Origin of the sequence: Nocardia aurantia, assembly GCF_009604425.1 — a bacterium.
GTDB lineage: Bacteria > Actinomycetota > Actinomycetes > Mycobacteriales > Mycobacteriaceae > Nocardia > Nocardia aurantia.
The window spans coordinates 323,887-342,838 of the sequence record NZ_WEGI01000009.1; the positions used below are offsets into that span (position 1 = coordinate 323,887).

An 18,952-nucleotide genomic window follows, 5' to 3' on the forward strand; every position below is an offset into this window, starting at 1 on the left:
CCTGTCCGGCGAATCCCGTTGCCGCTCAGTCGGAGAGGTAGGCGGTGAGCGCCCCGATCAGCCCGTCGAGGGCGTCGTCGAGATTGCCGTAGGTGCCGAGGGTGCGCTCGGAGGTGATCCCGCGCATCGCGGCGGGGACAAGCGCCGCCACCTGCCGCACCTTCACCGGATCGACTCCCAGATCGGCGAAGGCGCGCTCACAAGCCTTGTCCCAGTTCGGCTTCCAGGATGCCAGCTCGGCCGCGGTGCGGGGGAAGTCGCGCTCCAGTTCGGCCTGGTCGCGGGGGAGGGCGGCGCGCAGGGTCTCGATCGCCAGCGATTCGGGAGTGCGCAGCCCCACGGCCATCACGCGGATCAACGCTTCGACCCGCTCCGCAAGGGTGCCACCGGGTTTCAGCCCGGCCGGCAGGTCACCGCGCTTGTCGGCGGTGTGCCGCAGCACGGCCGCCCACAACCCGTCGATGTCCCCGAACTGGTACTTCACCACACCCCAGGTGGCCCCGATGTCACGAGCGATCCGGTTGCCCGAGACGGCGGCGGGATCGCCGGTCGCCAGCGAGGCGATCGCCGCCTCCAGCATGCTCTCCCGGGTCGCGAGCCCGCGCTTGTTCGCGCGTCGCCCACTGGTCGCCACATCCGTCACGATCGCCGATTGTACCCGTTGACCTGGTGGTTCACTTATCACATACCCCTCTTGCAATCTTTCAAAGAGGGTTCTATTCTAATGATCGCCACACGGCCCGGAGCACGGCTCGGCGCCGCGGAGATCGGGAGGCGAGATGGCGAGAACACCACTGTCGATGGAGCCCACCGGCTGGTTCCAGGTGGCGTGGTGCACGGAGATCGCGATCGGCGCCGTGCACCGGATGAAGTACTTCGGCCGCGACATGGTGGCCTGGCGGTCGGCATCCGGGCAGGTCGCGGTGTTCGACGCCTACTGTGAGCACCTCGGCGCGCACCTCGGCCACGGCGGCCGGGTCGACGGGGAGAATCTGGTGTGCCCGTTCCACGGCTGGGAGTGGAACCGCGAGGGCCGCAACGTCTGCATCCCCTACGAGGACCACCCCAACCGCGGCCGCCGCATCCGCAGCTATCCGGTCGCCGAACGCAACGAGGCCGTCTGGATCTGGTACGACATCGACGGCCGCCCACCGTTTTTCGAGATACCGGATATCTTCACGGCCTTCGGAGACGACCGGACCGCCGCCGATTACTACCCGCCGGTGCCCGCCGCGACGCTGTTCCGCCCGGCGCTCGAACTGCATCCGCAGTACATCATGGAGAACGGCGTCGATTTCGCGCATTTCAAGTTCGTGCACAAGACCCCGTTCGTCCCCGAGTTCACCCGCCACGATTTCTCCGGGCCGGTGTCCTACGTCGACTTCACCATCGCGTTCGACGCGGGCATCGCCGAGGACGAGATCGCCAGCGGGGTCGAATCGATCAACGCCGGGCTCGGCTGCTCGATCACCAAGAGCTGGGGCATGGTCGACAACCGCACGATGCCCGCGGTGACCCCGGTGGACGAGTTCACCTCCGACGTGCGCTTCACCGTGTGGATCGGCCGCCGCCCCGGCGACGACGCCCCCGAACCGAGCCGCTACGGCGCCACGATGGCCGACTTCGTCATCCAGCAATTCGCCGCCGACGTGGAAATCTGGGCGCACCAACGGTATTCGGACCCGCCCGGCCTGTCGCGCAAGGAATATCGGGGCTTCACCGCCTTGCGCGCCTGGGCGGCCCAGTTCTACCCCTCCCACTCCTCGTACCGAAAGGCCGACGCGCAATGAGCACTTCCGGGCAGATCCGGGTATTCCAGGTCGCCACCGGCAATCTCGGCACCGAGATGATCGGCCGGATCCAGGCGCATCCCGATCTCGAACTCGTCGGATTGCACTGTTACACACCGGACAAGATCGGCCGCGACGCCGGCGAGATCGTCGGCATCGGTCCCGTCGGGGTCACCGCCACGGGCACGGTCGAGGAGATTCTCGCCGCCCGGCCGGACGTGCTCACCTTCCACGGCGTGTTCCCCGACGAGGATCTGTACGAAAAGGTGCTCGAGGCGGGCATCGATGTGATCACCACCGCCGACTGGATCACCGGATTCCATCGCGACACCAATCACCCGCACCCGTCCGGCCGGAAGGTCAGCGAAATCATCGCGGCCGCCTGCGAACGCGGCGGTTCCACCTTCTACGGCACCGGCATGAATCCCGGTCTGTGCCAGATTCTCGGCATCGTGCATACCGCCGACGTCGCCGAGATCGAGAACATCGTGGTCACCGAATCCGTCGACGTGTCCTGCCACCATTCCGTGGACACCTGGAAGGCCGTCGGTTACGGCCGCCCGGTCGACGACCCGACCATTCCGGATTCGCTGTACAAGTACACCGCGGTCTTCGCCGACTCGGTCCACCTGATGGCCGACGCGTTCGATCTCGAACTCGACGAGGTCGCCTTCCGCTACGAACTCGGCGCCTGCACCAAGGATGTGGACCTCGGCTGGTATTCGATGCCGAAGGGTTCGCTCGGCGCCAGCTACATCAAATATCAGGGCATGGTCGACGGGGTGCCGCGCATCGAGACCCACCTCGAATGGCAGATGACCCCACACACCGATCCGGCCTGGCAGATCAAGGGCTGCTACATCACCCAGGTGACCGGCGACCCGAGCATCTACAGCAAGCACATGATCTTCCCGCGCAAGGGATTCGACCTGTCGAATCCGGAGAATTTCGCCTCGATCGGCATGACCGTCACCGGCCTGCCCGCGCTGAACTCCATCACATCCGTGGTCGCGGCCCGACCCGGCATCATCACCAGCGCCGATCTGCCGCTGCGCGCCTATGCCGGCCGCTTCAAGATCTGAACCGGCGCATGGATATTCAGCGAATCGGCGACACCCTCGACATCCAGGCCGTGCTGCACACGTATTGCCGCGCGGTCGACACCCGGGACTGGAAGCTGTACCGCTCGCTGTTCACCGCGGACGCGGTATTGGATTACCGCTCGGCCCCGTTCGGCCGCAGCGGCCCCCGCGACGAGATCGTCGACTGGTTGCGCGAATCCATGGCGGTGCTGCCGATGACCCAGCATTTCGTCACCAATATCGAGGCCGATATCGACGGCGACACCGCCACGGTGCGGGCGCAGTTCTACAACCCGATGCAGTTCCCCGGCTTCGCGGAACTCAGTTTCTGCGGCGGCTACTACCACCATTCGATGGTCCGCACCGCCGCGGGCTGGCAGAGCCGGGCATTGCGTGAGGACAATGTCTGGTTCGCCAACAACCCGCTGACCGGAACATAATCGACAGCGTGTCCTCTTCCCCGGCCGACCGGCAGGCCGCCCGGCGCAAGACCGGACGGCCCCGCTCCACCCGCGCCCCCGACGCCATTCGCGCCGCCGCGGTCGGGTTGTTCTCCGAGCACGGTTTCAGCGGCACCTCGGTGCGGGACATCGCGGCGGCGGCCGGCGTCGATCCGGCGCTGGTGATCCGGCATTTCGGTTCCAAGGAAGCGCTGTTCCTGGAAACGGTGTCGGTGGATCACAGCCTGCGCGGAGTCGTCGAGGGACCGTTGGACACGCTCGGTCGCGCGATCCTGCGCAGGCTCGTGGAAGAGGTTCCGGACGAGACGAGGAAGCTGTATCGCGCGCTGTTCGGTGCGCTGGACCGCCCCGAGGTCCGTGCCTATCTCGAGAATTCGACCGCGCGGCACGTCACCGCCCCACTGGCCGAGCGCCTGCCCGGCCCGGACGCGGACGTCCGCGCCGAACTCATCGCCGCCCAGATCGCGGGCCTGCTGATGAGCGGCCGAGTCTTCGGCTCCGGACGGGGCCCCCACCCGGATCCGCGGGTCCTGGATATCTATGCCCGCGCGATCCAGGCCCTGATCGACAGCCCGTAGGTGGCGCTACTCCTGCTCGAGCGTCTTGCCCGTATTCATCTTCACGGCGGCGCTCACATTCGCCCCCGGATCCTCGGCCTGCCCGGCCTCGGCCGCCTTCTGCCGCTTGGCCACCACCCGCTCGACCACCCCGTTCAACACCGAGCCGAGCGGAAATCCGAGGTAATGCGTGAGAAAGATTGCCATCTCCCGCAATTCGTCCGCGCTCAACTCCTCGTTCTGCAACGCGGCATTGACCTGAATCTCCGCCGCGTCCGGCAGATTCAAGGCCGTCACGACGGTCAACGTCATCATCCGCCGATCGCGCCGCGACAACCCGTCCCGATTCCAGATGGTCCCGAACAGATGATCGACAGTCAGCGCGAAATACTCGCCCGGCATGTCGGGCATCTTCCACGAGTAGACCTGGTTCATGGTCTCCAGGCCCTTACGCCGCAATTCGTCCACGGCACACTCCATTCTTGTCGGAAGACTGAAACTTTCGAAGTCCGGCGTCAGGCGGGCCGCGCGGCGGACGGCAGTTCGCCGCTGTACACCGCGCGCATGTGCGGCCGCGCCGCGTCGACGATCGGCACCTCGATCCCGGCGCTCGCGGCGAATTCCTGCACCGCGGCGAGATCCTTCTGCGCCAGCAGATCCGCCGAGGCGACGCGTTCCTCCGGGACGGTGATCCCTGCGGCATGTACCTGCAACAACGTCAACGGCGCCGCGCCCCCGTCGGTATCGCTGACCACCTCCAGCAGCCGCGGCAGCGAGATACCACCTGCCGTGGCGATGAGCGCCGATTCCCGCACCGCCGCCCACACCGAATACGTCAGGGCGTTGCGCGCCAGTTTCATCGTCATCCCCGTGCCGAGTTCGCCACAGTGCACCACCCGCTTGGCGAAATCGTCCAGCACCGGCCGGGCCCGCTCGACGACGTCGTCCGGCCCGCCCACCAGTACGGTCAGCCCGTTCTGCGCCGCCGCGGTGCCCCCGGTGACCCCGGCGTCCAGGAAATCCACCCCCGCCGCCGCGCACAGGGCGGCCAGCTCACGCACCTCTTCCAGGGCCACCGTCGACAACAGCGCCACCACCAGCCCCGGGTGCGCCGCCGACAGCAACCCGTCCTCGCCGGTCAGCACGGCCCGCGCCTGATCCGCGTCGAGCACGGCGACCAGCACCACATCGCTGCCGCGGGCCACCTCGGCGAGTGTCGGCACCTGCTCCGGGACCCCCTCGAGTGAGTCCGAGATCCCCGGCCGCACGTCGTACACCGTGGGAATCCGCCCGCGCCGCGCCAGGCTCACCGCCACGCCGCCGCCGATCATCCCGAGCCCGACCACGCCCGCGCGTGGTGCGGTCCCCGAATCCGATGCCGTTGTCCCAGTAGTCATGTCGAGTGCTCCTGTCCGGTCCACGCGGGACGGCTGTGATCACGCCCACATCATCCTGAGCGCCCACCCGACCTTCTGTCAACGGCGTTGATGAAACACGTCTCAGTTCAATCCGAGATCGCGCCGGAACCGCTCCATGTCCCGGAGCTTGTCGTCGAGGCTCGCCTCGGGCCCGGAATGGAACATCCACGGCATGGTCAGAATGTGCGTCACGCCGCCCTGCTCCGCCCGCGCGTAGTCCGCCGGCGTGATCGCGTCCGACAACGGCACCAGCACCGTGAACCCGTCCATGGATTTCCCTTCGGCCGAACGCAACTCACGCAGCCGCGCCGCCGCCGAGATCGCCTCGTCGGTCTTCACCAGATCCCCGACCCACCCGTCGTACCCGGCTGCCCGCCGCAGCGCGAGATCGCTGAGCCCGCCGATGAGGACCGGGATCGGCGGCGGCGACGGCGTCATCTCCAGTTTCGGCGTCCGATAGAACTCGCCCTCGAACTCCGTCCACCCCGGCTCCCACAACCGCCGCATCAATTCGATCATCTCCTCCGAGCGCTTCCCCCGGCCCGCGAAAGCGGCGCCCAGCAGATCGAATTCGTCCTTGCACCACCCGACCCCCAAACCCAGATCCACCCGGCCCCCCGACAGCTGGGCGGCGGTCCCGATCGCCTTCGCCGCCGAGTACGGATCCCGCAGCGCGGCAACATAAACCGTGGTCACGAACCGCAACCGCGTGGTCACCTGCGCGAGCGCGCCGATGAGTACCCACGGATCCGGCCAGTCGGAGAACGGTTCCCACCGCGGCCGCCCCGACCGGGTGTAGGGATACGGCGTGGTCAACTGCTCGAAGTTGACCACATGGTCGGGTACCCCGAGCCCGTCGTACCCCAGTTCGTCGGCCGCCTTCGCGATCTCCACGATCTCCCGAGTGTCCAGAAACCCGGTGCTGATATAGAACTTCACCTGTGCGCCGCCCTTTCGGATCGGACGTCCGCAGCCCCCCCGCGGCCACGCGATATCCGCCGGCGGGCTCGGCTCGCCGAACGCTGTCACTACCCGATTGTCGTCGACAACGCCTCGGCGATCGACTCGGCGAATTCCGCGGCGTCGGTCGACATTCCGTTGTGCGCACCCGGGAACTCGGTGACCTCGAGCCCGAGCCGGCGTCCGATCTCGACGGCCGGCCGATACGGCAGACATCCGCGGGTCTCCCGGCCGACGGCCAGTGTCAGCCGGTCGGCGAGCGGCGCCAGTGCCGCGTAATCCGGTACGTACGAGGTGAATTCGCGCAGCTCGTGCGCCATCATGATCGGCGCGTTCGCCACGCTGCGCTCCCGTCGCTGGACCTCCCGGAGCGGGAGGTCCGCCGATTCGGGCAGTGGCTTCATGGCCCCGCCGATCGCGGTGAAGAACCGCGATCCGGCGGCCACCGGTCCCTCGGTGTGGATCAACCGCACCACTTCGTCGATCATCGCCAGCTGCTCCTCGGCATCGGGAAGCACTGCGAAACAAGGCGGTTCGTGCGAGATCAGCGCCCGTACCCGTTCCGGATGCCGGGCCAGCAGATCGAGCCCGACGATGCCGCCGTTGCTGACGCCGACCACGTAGGCGGGCTCGTCGCCGACATGTGCCAGCAGGCGGGAGGCATCATCGCTCTGCACCGCGACGAACTGATCCTCGGGCACTCCGCTGTCGAGCCTGCTGCGCGAATACCCTCGCGCGTCGAAGGTCACGACGGTGAACCGCCGCCGTAGCACCGCGGCGACCCCGTCGGCCGCACCGGCGTCACCCCCGCCACCCGGAATCACCAGCAGCACAGGCCCTTCCCCGCTCACTTCGTAGTACAGCCCGGCGCCGGGCACCCGCAGAAAATCCGATCTCATCGTCGTCCTCATCCTCCGTAGACAGGCCAGTTCGACAGCGTCAGATCCAACGCGTCGAGAATGTGCGGCCACGAATCACCCGGGGATCGCGAATGAGCGAACCCACCCGCCGCCTCCAGCGTCGCGAACCCGTGAAAAGTACTGCGCAGCAAGCGAGCCGCATCCAGGCCCGCGTCGTCGCCGAGACCGTACCCGCGCAACACCGACACGGTCAGTTCGATGCTGCGCAGCAGCGCGGGATCCCCGGCCACCTCGGCGGGATCCATCCGGATCTGCGTCGCCGCGTACCGCTGCGGGAATTCGAGCACATACGCCCGGTAGGCCCCCGCGAACGCCACCAGCGCCTCCTTGCCGGCGCGCCCCGCCACCGCCGCACCGATGCGATCGTTCAACTCCGCACTGGCCAACAGCGCCACCCGAACTCGCAGATCGTGCAGATTGCGTACGTGCACATAGAGACTCGGATCCTTCACGCCGAAATGCCGTGCGACCGCGGACAATGTCAGCTTGTCGAACCCGATGTCGTCGGCCAGTTCGGCCGCCGCCCGGACCACCCGCTCGGTGGTCAACCCCGATCGAGGCGACACGATCCCTCCTTCCTAGGAGTATTAGGTTATTGCCTAATATTACTAGGGTCAAATCGGTGGACACCGCTGATCCGACCTCCCGTTCGCGATTCCTTTCCCCCGCCGGGTGGATCTACATATCGAAGGGCATGTCCGCCCTTCGATACATGTGAGGAGATCGTGTCCATGGACCAGCAGGTGACCACCGGTGTCGAGCAGCTTCGCCGCGCGCTCGCGAGTACCCGAGCCATCCTGGCCGAAGTCGAGCGCGACCATCTGGCCTTGCCGACACCGTGCGCGTCATGGGATGTGGCCGCGCTGATCAACCATTTCGTCGGCTCGGCACGGTGGTCCGCGACGGTCGTGTCGTCCTCGGCGCCCGCGCCCGACGAGGACTTCGCCGCCGGAGATTTCGTCGCCGCCTACGAGGACAGCATCACCACGGTCACCGCGGCGTTCGAAACCGAAGGCGTGCTGGACAAGACGTTCGTGCTGCCGTTCGGTGAGTTCTCCGGTGCCGACCTGCTGAGTTTGACCGCCCGTGAGCAGTTCGTCCACGGCTGGGACCTCGCCCGCGCGATCGGCCGTTCCCACGACCTCGAACCGGATCTGGCCACCGATCTGCTCGCCCGCGCCCGGTCGGAGATATCCGACGACCTGCGCGGCCCGGACGGCACCGCCTTCTTCGGCCCCGCCGTCGCCCCCGCCTCGGCCGCCCCCGCCGACCGGCTCGCGGCATTTCTGGGACGCTCTATCTGAGATCGGGCGATCGGACGAGGAGGCGGAACGACCGTGGCGGATCAGACGGGCTTCGCGCAGCAGACCGAGCCCTTCCGGCGTGAACTGCTGGCCCACTGCTATCGGATGCTCGGATCCGTCCACGACGCCGAGGACCTGGTCCAGGAAACCTATCTGCTCGCCTGGCGCGGGTTCGACGGATTCCAGGGCCGATCCTCGGTACGGGCCTGGCTCTACCGGATCGCGACCAACGCCTGCCTGAAAGCGTTGCAGCGCCGAAGTATTCGGCTGCTGCCCAGTGGATTGGGCGGTCCCGCGGCAGATCCCCTGGCCCCGCCGGTCGCGGCGGGGTCCCAGGTGGCATGGCTGGAACCGATCCCCGACGCCATGATCGGGGTGGACGATCCGGCCGACGTCGCCGCCACCCGAGAGGGGATTCGGCTGGCGCTGATCGCCTGCCTGCAACACCTGTCCGCCCCGCAGCGAGCGGTCCTGCTCCTCCGGGACGTGCTCGCGTTCCCGGCCGACGAGGTGGCGGTCATGCTCGAGACGACCACACCCGCCGTGAAGAGCACCCTGCAACGTGCCCGCGCCCGCCTCCGGCAACTCGACCCGTCCGAGGAGACCCCGGCGAAGGTCGATGATCCCCGGGCGCGGGAGCTACTGAACCGATACGTCACCGCCTTCGAGGCCGCCGACGTGGCCGCGCTCGAGCAATTGTTCAGTGCGGAAGCCACTTTGGAAGCGACCACGATCCGCACCTGGTTCGCCGGCCGCACCGGCTGCCTCCATTTCCTGCACCACCACATCCTCGGCGCCCCCGGTGACTGGCGCATGCTTCCGACCCGGGCCAACGGCGCCCCGGCCGCCCTGGCCTTCCACCGCACCGGCGACACCTACCGCCCCTACGGGATCGTGGTCCTGACGGTCGCCGACGACGCCATCACCGGAGTCGTCTCCTTCGCCGACCCCGCCCTGATCCCTCTCTTCACCCGGCCCGGCGATTCACCCGGCAACGGGTTTGCTCCACTTCGGCATATCCCGAGGTCGATCGGAACGTGATCGTGCTTGCGCGGCAGACCGGTGCGTTTGCTGTCCTCTTGACTCTCACACCGATGTCAACCCCTACCGTCGTGCGGCATGACCATCAGTACGTCCCGGCAGCGGGCGACCGTCATTCACGGTTACCACGCCACTCCGGCGGATCATTGGTTCGGATGGCTGGCTGCCCAGCTCGAGGCCGAGGGTGTCGCCGTCACCGTCCCCGCTCTTCCGAACCCGACGGATCCGGATCGCCACCAATGGGCTGCGGCGGTGGCCGCCGAACTCGGTGTCGTCGATGAGCATTCGATCGTTGTCGCACACAGCCTGGGCTGTCTCGCCGTACTCCGGTATCTGCGCTCACTGACGGGCGCCTGGCGCCTCGGCACCCTGGTACTCGTATCGGGTTTCACGGATAGGCTCCCCGCGCTTCCGCAGTTGGACTCTTTCGTCGGTGAGGGCTGCGCGGTGGCCGGGCTTCGTGACCACGTCGAACGCCTGGTGGTGCTGCGCTCCGATGCCGACCCGATTGTTCCCGCCGCTCATACGGATCGGCTCGCGGACCTGCTCGGAACCGGCGTCATCGTGGTCCCGGGCGCCGGTCACTTCCTCGCATCCGACGGAGTCGTCGCCCTGCCGGAAGCGCTCGCGGCTGTGGCAGCGTAGTGAAAACGCTGGGGCGGAAGAGATTTCGTGTAAAGACCGACCCGGCGAGCTCAGTGCACCCGCTGTGGATGGGAAGCGGTGAGATAGTCGCCGTGCTCGAGGTCGTCCAGCAGGGTCGGGTGGATGGGCTTCCAGCCGAGCGACTCTCGCGTGTACGCACTGGAGACCGGGGCGTCGGTGCCGTAGACGGTGGCCATGAACGGGCTCACGAAGTGCGTCGCGGCCTGGTCGGGAGTCAGTGAGACGGCGGGCAGCCCGAGTCCCCGGGCGATCGTGGTCGCGATCCGCTCGAACGCGATGCCGGGCTCGGCGACACCGTGCAGCACACTTCCGGCCGGTGCCCCCTCCAGCGCCAGCCGGAACAGGACGGCCGCGTCGAGCCGGTGGACCGCCGGCCAGCGGTTCGTACCGTCGCCGACGTAGGCGGAGACGCCCGTCTTGCGGGCAGTGGCGATGAGCATGCCGATGAAGCCGTGGTCGCCGGGTCCGTGGACGGTCGGGGCGAGCCGGATCACCCCGGCGCGCACGCCCTCGTCCGCGAAACCGAGGCATGTGGTCTCGCCCGGAATTCGGAAAGGCGCCAAGCCGTTCGGATCGGGCGCATCGCGTTCGGTGGTCTCCCGGCCCAGCGGCATGACCAGGGTGCCGGACGTGCAGATCAGCGGTTTACCGGTACCGCGCAAGGCTCGGCCGAGCGTCTCGATGGCCGTGCGGTCGCGGTGCATCATGTCGTCCGGATCGGCGAAATCGCCGCCGAACGCCATGTGCACGACGCCGTCGGAAGCCTCCGCGCCGCGCCGCAGGGTGTCGAGATCCTCGAGGGCGCCGCGGAGCGGGGTGGCGTTCAGTGATTCCAGCCGCGCGGCGGCGGCGTCGGATCGGGCCAGGCCGGTGACGGTGTGCCCGGCCGCGATCAGTTCGGTGACGATGGCGGGTCCGGTCAGGCCGGTGCCGCCGGTGACGAAGACATGCATGGAACACTCCTGGTTTCGCCAGTTGCTGGCGCTAAGTAGCGCCAGTCACTGACACTACACCTCATGTCAGTGACTGGCGCAACCCTGCGGTCGGGTGCGGTAGCGTGGGACGATGCCACGGAGCGGAGCGGATGCGCGACGCCGCCTGCAACAGGCGGCGCTGGAGCTGTACGGGGAGCGGGGATTCGACCGGACCACCACCGCCGAGATCGCCGCGCGGGCGGGGCTCAACGAGCGGACCTACTTCCGGCATTTCGCGGACAAGCGTGAGGTGCTCTTCGACGGTGAAGCCGATCTGCGCGCGACCATGGTGGAAGCGGTGGCCGAGGCGCCGGAGGGGTTGCCGCCCTTCGAGATTCTGCTGCCGGCGTTCCGCCGGGCCGGCCGGATCCTCGAAGCGAATCGCCCGTTCTCCGAGCCGCGCCTGGCGGTCATCGCCGCGACGCCCGCGCTGCGGGAGCGCGAACTGGCGAAGGGCGCCTACCTGATCGCGGCCCTCACCGACGCGTTGCGGCAGCGCGGCGTCCCGGCCGGCCACGCCGCACTGGCTGCCGAAACTGGTTGGGCCACTTTCCATCACGCGGCTCAGGCGTGGATCGACGACCCCTCGGAAAGTCTGGATTCCCATCTGGATCGGGCCTTCGACGACCTACGGACCTTGTCCGCGAAAATCCCGGTGGTGCGGCGAGTTCCGGGGGACTGAGCGCGGCGGTATCGGCCGTGGAGACGCCACCCGGTGGCTCCGATCGGCGGCCCACCGTGCCGGTGTCGTTCTGGGGCACAGTGGTTCGATGCCGGGTCGAGGACATCGGTGACGAGTGACGCCCGCGCTCTACGGTGTGTCCGACTCCTCCTGCGGCACAGTCACATCGGCGCGTTTCGGCGCCGCGCGCTTCTTCGCCTTCTTCCCCCGCACGTCGTCGCCCGCGGCCAGGGCCTCCAGTCGCTCCAGCGATTCCCGGATGGTGTCGAGTTCGCGGCGGAAGTAGTCGCGGGTGGTGACCTCGCCGACGGCGAAGCGGAGGGCGGCCAGTTCGCGGGCCAGGAATTCGGTGTCCGCCTTGGTCTGGGCGGCGCGGGACCGGTCCTCCTCGAGCGAGACCCGGTCGCGATTGTCCTGCCGGTTCTGGGCCAGCAGGATCAGCGGGGCGGCGTAGGCGGCCTGGGTGGAGAAGGCCAGGTTCAGCAGGATGAACGGGTACGGATCCCATTGCAGCGCAACGATGAAGACGTTCAGCACGATCCAGACGATCACCACCATGGTCTGGATCACCAGATAGCGCCCGGTGCCGAGGAATCGGGCGATCTTCTCGCTGCCGCGCGCCATCGCCTCCGCGTCCCAGTCGAATCCGCGGAAGCGGGACTCGACCGGCGTCTCCAGGCGCTGCCGGGCGGTGATCTTCGTCGGGCGGTCGCTCACGCCGCGACCTCCCGGCGCGCATGGAACCGGCCGGTTCCGTCGGGACGGGTCATCGCCGGTCTCCAGTCTCCGCCGGCACGGCGATACCGTGCAGGTCGGGATCGTCTTCGTCCTGTTCGCGCCAGTCCTCCGGCAGCAGGTGATCGAGCACGTCGTCGACGGTGACGGCGCCCAGCAGGTGATTCTCCTCGTCCACCACCGGCCCGCAGACCAGGTTGTAGGTGGCGAAATAGCGGGTCACCGCGGTGAGCGGGGCCTCGGGCCGCAGCTGGGCCAGGCCGTTGTCGAGGAGGCCGCCGACCAGGCTGGCCGGCGGTTCGCGCAGCAACTGCTGGAAGTGCACACAGCCCAGGTAGCGGCCGGTGGGGGTGGCCGTCGGCGGTCGCACCACGAACACCATGCTGGCCAGGGCCGGGGTCAGCTCGGGGTCGCGGATGCGGGCCAGCGCCTGGGCGACGGTCATGGACGGGGTGAGCACCACCGCCTCGGTCGTCATCAGGCCGCCCGCGGTGTAGGGCGCATGCTTCAGCAGCCGCCGCACCGGGTCGGAATCCTCCGGATCCATCAGTGCCAGAAGCGATTCCGCCTCGGTCTGGGACAGCTCACCGAGCAGGTCGGCGGCGTCGTCGGGATCCATCGCCTCCAGGACGTCGGCGGCTCGCTCGGTGCCGAGCTCCTCCAGCAGCTGCACCTGGTCGCTCTCCGGCAGCTCCTGCACCACGTCGGCGAGCCGTTCGTCGTCGAAGGCCGAGGCGACCTCGAGGCGGCGCTTCTCCGGCAGTTCGCGCAGCCGATGCGCCACGTCCGCGGCCCGCAGGCCCTCGAACTGCTCGAGCAACTGCGTGACGTCCTGACCCGGCAAGCCCAGTTCGTTCTGGGTGAGGCCGCGCACCTGACCCCAGTCCACGACGTGCACCTCACCGCGGCGCCGGAAGCCGACGCCGAGCCGGCGATGCTCGCGCACCGCGACCCGCGACACCACCCAGTCGCGGCTGCGGGTCTGTTCGATGCCGAGGTCGACCACCACCACGTCGGTGCCGGCCAGTTGCGGTAGTTCCGGATCGACCACCTGCACGGTGGAGTCCAGGATCTGCGCGATCGCCAAGGTCTCGCCGGGCCGCTGTTCGAACCGGCGCACGCTGATCGTTCCGGTGTTCAGCGTCACCGCGCCGGGATCGACGGTCTGCACCCGCAGCATCGGCACGAAGATCCGCCGCCGCGTGGGCAGTTCCACGATGGCGCCGAGTACGCGCGGCTGCCGATCGTCGTAGCGGATCGAGACCACGATGTCGCGCAGCCGGCCGATGGATTCGCCGTCCGGGCCGAGCACCGCCAAGCCCATCAACCGGGCAGCGAAAACCTTGGTCGCTGTCATGGGGCCAGGCTAATGGGTCCGGTCCATCCGGAATGTCGCACCCATTGCCCACGACCACGAATTCAGCCGCCGTTCGCCGCTCGGGCACCCCCGCGCGCGAAGGCGGTGGTGATCTCGCGGGCCGCGCGGTGGCCGGATTCGGCGGCGCCGTCCATGTAACCGGTCCATCGGACGGCCGTCTCCGCGCCCGCCCAGTGCAGCGGGCCGACCGGGGCGCGCAATGCCGGGCCGAACCGGGTGAGCACGCCGGGCGGGGTGAAGGCGCCGTAGCAGCCGCCACTGAATTCCTCGGCGGCCCAATCCTTTTCGATGTAGGCGAGCGGGTCGCGGGCGCGCGGGCCGAAATAGCCGGTGAGATCGCCGAGTACGCGGGCGCGGCGATCGGCGGGATCGAGGCGGGCGCCGAGGTCGGCGTGCCGGCCCTCGAGGAAGCCGACGAGTACGCCCGGGGCGCCCGCGGGTGGCGTGTTGTCGAACACAGTGCCGAGCGGCCGCCGATCGCTGTTGGCTTGGCCACTGCGCCCCGCAGCGCGCCAGAACGGTTCGTCGTAGACGACGTTCACCTTGATGACCCGGCCCATCGGCATCCGCCGCACCAACTTCTCGCGGTCGCCGGGGAGGCCGGGGTCGAAGCGGATTCGCGCGGCCAACGGCGGCGGCACCGCGAGCACGGCGCGGCGGGCTCGGACGAATCTGCCGCCGGCGCGCACCCGCACCCCGGACTCGTCCCAGCCGACCTCGGTCACCGCGGCGCCCGGCACCACTCGATCCCCGAGTTCCGCGGCCATGGTCAGCGCGATGGTCTGGCTGCCGCCGAGGATCCGGTCCTGTTGCGCGCCACCGGTCGTGTCGATCAGGGCGTCGAGTCCGCCCGCCGCGCCGATGTAGTAGGCGGCCCACAGGGCCGACAGCTCCTCCGGTTCGGCGGAGAACACCGCCTCGGTGACGACGCGGAAGAACGCGCGGCCGTGGCCGGTGCGCGCGGCGCGGTGCAGCCAGGTGGCGAAGGTCTGCCCGTCCAGTGCCTCGGCGCGCTCGGCCCGCCACGGTTCGGCGGCCGCGACCCGGCGCGCCAGCCGGTCCAGCCGCCATTGGGCCTGTGCGACGTCGGCCAGCACCAGCGGGCTCACCCTGGGGATGCGGCCGGTGTATTCGCTTCTGGCCGTACCGATCTCGGCGATGTGCCGACCGGCGGCATAGGTGGGATGGGTGCCGATGCCCAATTCCGCGAGCAGTGCGTGGATCTCGCGCTGACCCGGTCCGACCCACTGGCCGCCCACCTCGATCGGATCGCCGCCGGGCAGGCGATCGTTGAGCAGCCGCCCGCCGACCCGGTCCCGTGCCTCCAGCACCAGCACCTCGGATCCGTCGCGGACCAGATCCCGCGCGGCCACCAGTCCGGCGATCCCGGCGCCGACGACGACCACATCCACCGACTTGTCCATCCCGCCCCCGTTTCACCGCAGAGGTAACCGATGTGCGGAGTGTAGGCGCGGCCTCTGACACGGTGCCGCGGACTTTCGGCGGTGCGTAGGTGACGTCCGTCGGCGGTTTGATCGTGCCCGCGGCGACGTCGCCGCCGAGTCCGGATGTGTGTGCGTGGCGGTCGCATTCGGCTGCCATCGCTGATTGTGCTGCGAGATGTGACCGGTGCCGGCCCGAGTTGCCGAGGTCCGGATCAGGCCGATGCCGGGATACTGTGCAGCGCGGCGACCAGATCGGCGACATCCGCGGGCTCGGCCGCGTAACCCGGAAAATAGCAGCACACTTCGCCGGCGTAGGCGCCGAACCGGTCGCGGATCTGTTCGGCGCACTGTTCCGGCGTGCCGACGACGGCGATGGTCGCCACCATCTCGGGGGTGATCAGGGCTCGCATATCGGCGTAGCGGCCCGCCTTCGACAGGGCGTTGAGGGCGGGCATCAGTTCGGCCCACCCCTGCACCTCGAGCACCGGCGCGTAAGCGGGTGTCGAGCCGTAGAACGCGATCAACCGGCCGACCGCGTCGATGGCCCGGAGCAGTTGCCCGTCGTCACGGCCCACCGCGACCATCGCCTGCGCGATGATCGCGAACTCCGCCGCGTTCCGGCCCGCCCGCCGCAGGCCCGCCTCGACCGCCGGTATCGTCCGCTCGGCGAAATGGCGTTTCGAATGGAACGGCATCACCAGCAGGCCGTCGGCCACCTCGGCCGCCGTGCGGGTCATGATCGGTCCCAGCGCGCCGAGCAGGACCGGCGGCGGACCGTACGGATTCGGGCCGGGATCGAAATTCGGCGGCATCAGCGTATGGGTGAAGTACTCGCCGCGAAAATTCAACGGCGCCTTGCCTTCCCACGCCGCCAGGATGGCCTTGACGGCCGCTACCGTCTCGGCCATCCTGGCGGCGGGTTTGTCCCACCGGGCGCCGTAGCGCCGTTCGATGTGCACCTTGATCTGCGATCCCAGGCCGAGCCGGAACCGGCCCGCGCTGTAACACTGCAGATCGTAGGCGGCGTGGGCCAGATGCAGCGGGCTGCGCGGACCGGCGATGGCGACGTTGGTCATCAGGTCCACGTTCACCGTGCCCGCGGCCACCACCAGCGGGAAGAACGCGTCGTGCGGACCCTCGAAGGTGAACAGCCCGTCCGCGCCCAGCTCCGCGATCTCCCGCGCGTGGCGGGCGACCGAGTCCGGTGACCCGTCGATCTGAAGATGCACTCTCACAGTGGATTTCCTCGCTGATAGCGGCTGTGACCGGTCGAGGGCGCCGCCCCGGCCGGTCCGGCGGTCAACCGGCGACCGCCGCGTTCTCGGGTGTCGCCGGCACGGCGGGCCGACGCCACGAGGTCCCGAATACCGCTGCGGCGCAGAGGATCGCGACGACGAAGCAGGCCACGGTGTACCAGGCGTTGCCGATCGGCCCGCCGTCGCGCGCCCGTCCGCCGGTGGCGTGCCGGAAGTCCGGCAGCGCGGTCGCCCACAGCAGCGCCAGCACGGCGAGGTACACCACGCCGTACGCTCGCACAACGGGATTCGTGTACACCGGCGTGCCCCCGCCGCGGCGGATCGCGAACCACTGCCGGATCAGTACGACGATCGCGACGGCGCTGAGCCCGATCAGTTCGGCAGCATAGAGCACGCCGCGCACGGTGGTGTCGTTCGCGCCGAAAACCGTGGCGGGCAAGGGCAATACGAAGGTGCCGAGCGCTCCCAGCACGCCGATCACGACGGTCCGCCACACCAATTGCCCTGCGGGCAGCGATCTTCCGGCGTCGACGTGGCGCCCGACAAAGAACTGCACGCACAGCGCCAGCGACATCGGCCACAGCGCGGCGAACACCACCACGCTCGACAACGGCACCGAATCGAACATCGGCTGATTCAGCGAATTACCGGTCGACCATTCCCACCAGCGCAGCTGCGGCCCGAGCTGATCGAAGACCTCGTAATAGGCATGATGGACGAAACCCACGCAGACCGCGCCGACCAGCACGCCGTATCGGCGGAAAACCCCGAGCATGCGCACGGTTTCGAAGGCCAGCGTCGCCATGAACGGATAGATCGCCACGATGTACAGCGGCAGCCGGCCCCACAGGAAATCGACGGTGAACACGTTGTGCGCGAACATCGTGTCGACGTGTTCGCTGATCCCGAACGCGGCCGGAAAATACAGTGGCGGTTCGATGATGAACAGATAGGCGGTCGCGCCCAGCCAGAGCACCAGAGTGGTGGGATCGCCGTGGCGGCGCAGGCGCCCGATCGCGTAGATCAATGTCAGGATCGCGCCGAGGATCACGCACACCTCGAGAACCGGCAGCGTCCAGTTCTGCAAGGCGAAGGGATTGCGGAATTCGACTAGCCCGCCGGCGGTCCGGCAGGAGAAGCCCAGTTCGGTGGCGAGTTGTTCGAATGTGGGGGAGCAGTGCTGCGACATCGGCTATCCAATCGTGAGACCGGCGGTGTACCACCGGGTGACGTCGTAGCCCTCGTCGAAGCGGCGGAACCACACCTCGGCGAGTTCGGGCAACGTCTCGTGGGTGGGGTCGTGGCCCGGCAGCTGGCTGCGGACGACGCCGGCCAGCGCGACGAGTTGTTCGCGCAGCGGCAGCCGGTCGAAGGCGCGCGGCATCGTGCCCTCGTCCGGCACCCGCAGCGCCGGCAGCAGGCGGCCCAGCCGCCGCCGGTACCGATGGGTGGCGAACATCGACATCGAATCGACCAGCCGGTCCGCCACCGGCACATGGTCGTTGAATCCCTGGCAGGCGATCCGCACCATGCGCATCACGTGCCGGAATATCGAGGGCGCCATCCGCATCCGATAGAGATCGCTGCCGACCACCGCGTCGAAGATGATCAGCGCCGAACTGCGGTGTTCGACCTCCTCGACGAAATGCCAGAGGAACAGCGACGCCACCCGATCGTCGCCCGGCGCGAACAGGGTCGCGTCGTTGTCGAGCATCAGTTTGAACACCGGGGTGAAGGTCGCCTCCAGATCCGCGGTGTAGGCGAGCCGATATTCCAGCGACGTGTTCGTGGTGAGATCGTCGAATTCGCCGATCACCCGGTCCAGCGTTTCGCGCAGACCCGGATACGAACGGATCAGCCCGGCGACGTGCTGGCGATGCGCGGTCGAATGCTGACCCTCCTGACGCACGAACGCCTCGGCCTCCTCGGCGATCGCCGGATCGGTGAAGCGCGGCTTCGCCTCGCGGATCATCTGCACGATCATCTTCTCGAATCCGATGGCCAGGAACGACACCGCGTTGGCCATCGAGGAGAACGCGGGATTTTCCTCGTTCCACCGGAACGGAACGTCGTGGTCCGCGAAGGCGAAGCGCATCTTCCGGATTTGCAAATCGGTCACCCTGCTGTACCTCCCTCGGCCCGGCCTGCACCGCCGGTCGAGACGATCATACAGACAGATGTATGTTCGTATGATCGCTTCCGCGATCCGGCCCATCCGGCGGCGGCATGCGGCGATCCGGCCGTAAGATCCCTGCGGGGGCAGCCGATCCGAGGAAGCAGGCA

Annotated in this window: 21 protein-coding genes; 8 read left to right on the forward strand and 13 right to left on the reverse strand. The window is 68.5% G+C overall.

What is annotated here, in order from left to right; genetic code table 11:
- Positions 1–25: 25 nt before the first annotated feature.
- Complete coding sequence (locus NRB56_RS21640; RefSeq protein ID WP_227838173.1) at positions 26–580, reverse strand: TetR/AcrR family transcriptional regulator; 555 nt, start codon at positions 578–580, stop codon at positions 26–28.
- A gap of 199 nt (positions 581–779) precedes the next feature.
- On the opposite strand from NRB56_RS21640, the gene NRB56_RS21645 reads away from it, so the two are divergent.
- The 4 genes from NRB56_RS21645 to NRB56_RS40210 are packed head-to-tail and all read left to right on the forward strand — an operon-like array spanning position 780 to position 3,911.
- Positions 780–1,790: a Rieske 2Fe-2S domain-containing protein gene (locus NRB56_RS21645; RefSeq protein WP_153344953.1), complete on the forward strand. Its 1,011-nt coding sequence runs from the start codon at positions 780–782 to the stop codon at positions 1,788–1,790.
- On the forward strand, positions 1,787–2,872 hold the full coding sequence (locus NRB56_RS21650) for an NAD(P)H-dependent amine dehydrogenase family protein (protein ID WP_153344955.1): 1,086 nt from the start codon (positions 1,787–1,789) through the stop codon (positions 2,870–2,872). Before NRB56_RS21645 ends, NRB56_RS21650 begins: the two co-directional genes overlap by 4 nt.
- Positions 2,873–2,880: 8 nt before the next feature.
- Positions 2,881–3,312 (forward strand): nuclear transport factor 2 family protein, encoded by a 432-nt coding sequence (locus NRB56_RS21655; protein WP_153344957.1) that lies wholly within the window; start codon positions 2,881–2,883, stop codon positions 3,310–3,312.
- Positions 3,313–3,320: 8 nt separating this feature from the next.
- On the forward strand, positions 3,321–3,911 hold the full coding sequence (locus tag NRB56_RS40210; protein WP_319943320.1) for a TetR/AcrR family transcriptional regulator: 591 nt from the start codon (positions 3,321–3,323) through the stop codon (positions 3,909–3,911).
- A gap of 6 nt (positions 3,912–3,917) precedes the next feature.
- On the opposite strand, the gene NRB56_RS21665 is transcribed toward NRB56_RS40210, so the two are convergent.
- From NRB56_RS21665 to NRB56_RS21685, 5 genes are all read right to left on the reverse strand, one after another.
- Positions 3,918–4,358 (reverse strand): carboxymuconolactone decarboxylase family protein, encoded by a 441-nt coding sequence (locus NRB56_RS21665; RefSeq protein WP_319943321.1) that lies wholly within the window; start codon positions 4,356–4,358, stop codon positions 3,918–3,920.
- Between the two features lie 47 nt (positions 4,359–4,405).
- Positions 4,406–5,287 carry an NAD(P)-dependent oxidoreductase gene (locus NRB56_RS21670; RefSeq protein WP_153344963.1) on the reverse strand — a complete coding sequence of 294 codons (882 nt, stop codon included), beginning with the start codon at positions 5,285–5,287 and terminating at the stop codon, positions 4,406–4,408.
- Positions 5,288–5,389: 102 nt separating this feature from the next.
- Entirely contained in the window at positions 5,390–6,247 is an 858-nt protein-coding gene (locus NRB56_RS21675) for a TIGR03619 family F420-dependent LLM class oxidoreductase (protein ID WP_319943322.1), read from the reverse strand.
- Positions 6,248–6,336: 89 nt separating this feature from the next.
- Complete coding sequence (locus NRB56_RS21680; protein ID WP_153344965.1) at positions 6,337–7,167, reverse strand: alpha/beta fold hydrolase; 831 nt, start codon at positions 7,165–7,167, stop codon at positions 6,337–6,339.
- Positions 7,168–7,175: 8 nt separating this feature from the next.
- Positions 7,176–7,754 carry a TetR/AcrR family transcriptional regulator gene (locus tag NRB56_RS21685; RefSeq protein WP_319943323.1) on the reverse strand — a complete coding sequence of 193 codons (579 nt, stop codon included), beginning with the start codon at positions 7,752–7,754 and terminating at the stop codon, positions 7,176–7,178.
- 165 nt (positions 7,755–7,919) lie between these two features.
- Between NRB56_RS21685 and NRB56_RS21690 the strand changes: the two genes are divergently transcribed.
- The 3 genes from NRB56_RS21690 to NRB56_RS21700 all read left to right on the forward strand — a co-directional run bounded on the left by NRB56_RS21690 (position 7,920) and on the right by NRB56_RS21700 (position 10,178).
- Positions 7,920–8,492, forward strand: coding sequence for a TIGR03086 family metal-binding protein (locus NRB56_RS21690; protein ID WP_153344967.1), 573 nt, complete (start codon positions 7,920–7,922; stop codon positions 8,490–8,492).
- Positions 8,493–8,525: 33 nt separating this feature from the next.
- The gene (locus NRB56_RS21695; protein WP_319943324.1) at positions 8,526–9,533 is read left to right on the forward strand and encodes an RNA polymerase subunit sigma-70; all 1,008 of its coding nucleotides are present in this window, start codon (positions 8,526–8,528) and stop codon (positions 9,531–9,533) included.
- 78 nt (positions 9,534–9,611) lie between these two features.
- Positions 9,612–10,178, forward strand: a complete 567-nt coding sequence (locus NRB56_RS21700) for an RBBP9/YdeN family alpha/beta hydrolase (protein WP_153344969.1) — start codon at positions 9,612–9,614, stop codon at positions 10,176–10,178.
- 50 nt (positions 10,179–10,228) lie between these two features.
- Here NRB56_RS21700 and NRB56_RS21705 read toward each other — a convergent pair whose 3' ends face one another.
- Entirely contained in the window at positions 10,229–11,152 is a 924-nt protein-coding gene (locus tag NRB56_RS21705) for an SDR family oxidoreductase (protein ID WP_153344971.1), read from the reverse strand.
- 112 nt (positions 11,153–11,264) lie between these two features.
- On the opposite strand from NRB56_RS21705, the gene NRB56_RS21710 reads away from it, so the two are divergent.
- Entirely contained in the window at positions 11,265–11,855 is a 591-nt protein-coding gene (locus tag NRB56_RS21710; RefSeq protein WP_153344973.1) for a TetR/AcrR family transcriptional regulator, read from the forward strand.
- 129 nt (positions 11,856–11,984) lie between these two features.
- On the opposite strand, the gene NRB56_RS21715 is transcribed toward NRB56_RS21710, so the two are convergent.
- The 6 genes from NRB56_RS21715 to NRB56_RS21740 form a co-directional block, all read right to left on the reverse strand.
- Positions 11,985–12,572: a DUF1003 domain-containing protein gene (locus NRB56_RS21715; RefSeq protein WP_319943325.1), complete on the reverse strand. Its 588-nt coding sequence runs from the start codon at positions 12,570–12,572 to the stop codon at positions 11,985–11,987.
- 49 nt (positions 12,573–12,621) lie between these two features.
- A complete protein-coding gene (locus NRB56_RS21720) occupies positions 12,622–13,947 on the reverse strand; it encodes a magnesium transporter MgtE N-terminal domain-containing protein (RefSeq protein WP_153344975.1) in 1,326 nt (441 codons plus the stop codon).
- Positions 13,948–14,009: 62 nt separating this feature from the next.
- Positions 14,010–15,392, reverse strand: a complete 1,383-nt coding sequence (locus tag NRB56_RS21725; RefSeq protein ID WP_153344977.1) for a flavin monoamine oxidase family protein — start codon at positions 15,390–15,392, stop codon at positions 14,010–14,012.
- Positions 15,393–15,625: 233 nt separating this feature from the next.
- Entirely contained in the window at positions 15,626–16,648 is a 1,023-nt protein-coding gene (locus NRB56_RS21730) for a TIGR03617 family F420-dependent LLM class oxidoreductase (RefSeq protein WP_319943326.1), read from the reverse strand.
- Between the two features lie 64 nt (positions 16,649–16,712).
- Entirely contained in the window at positions 16,713–17,858 is a 1,146-nt protein-coding gene (locus NRB56_RS21735; protein WP_153344979.1) for a hypothetical protein, read from the reverse strand.
- A 3-nt stretch (positions 17,859–17,861) separates the two neighbouring features.
- Positions 17,862–18,788: a metal-dependent hydrolase gene (locus tag NRB56_RS21740; RefSeq protein WP_319943327.1), complete on the reverse strand. Its 927-nt coding sequence runs from the start codon at positions 18,786–18,788 to the stop codon at positions 17,862–17,864.
- Positions 18,789–18,952: the final 164 nt, after the last annotated feature.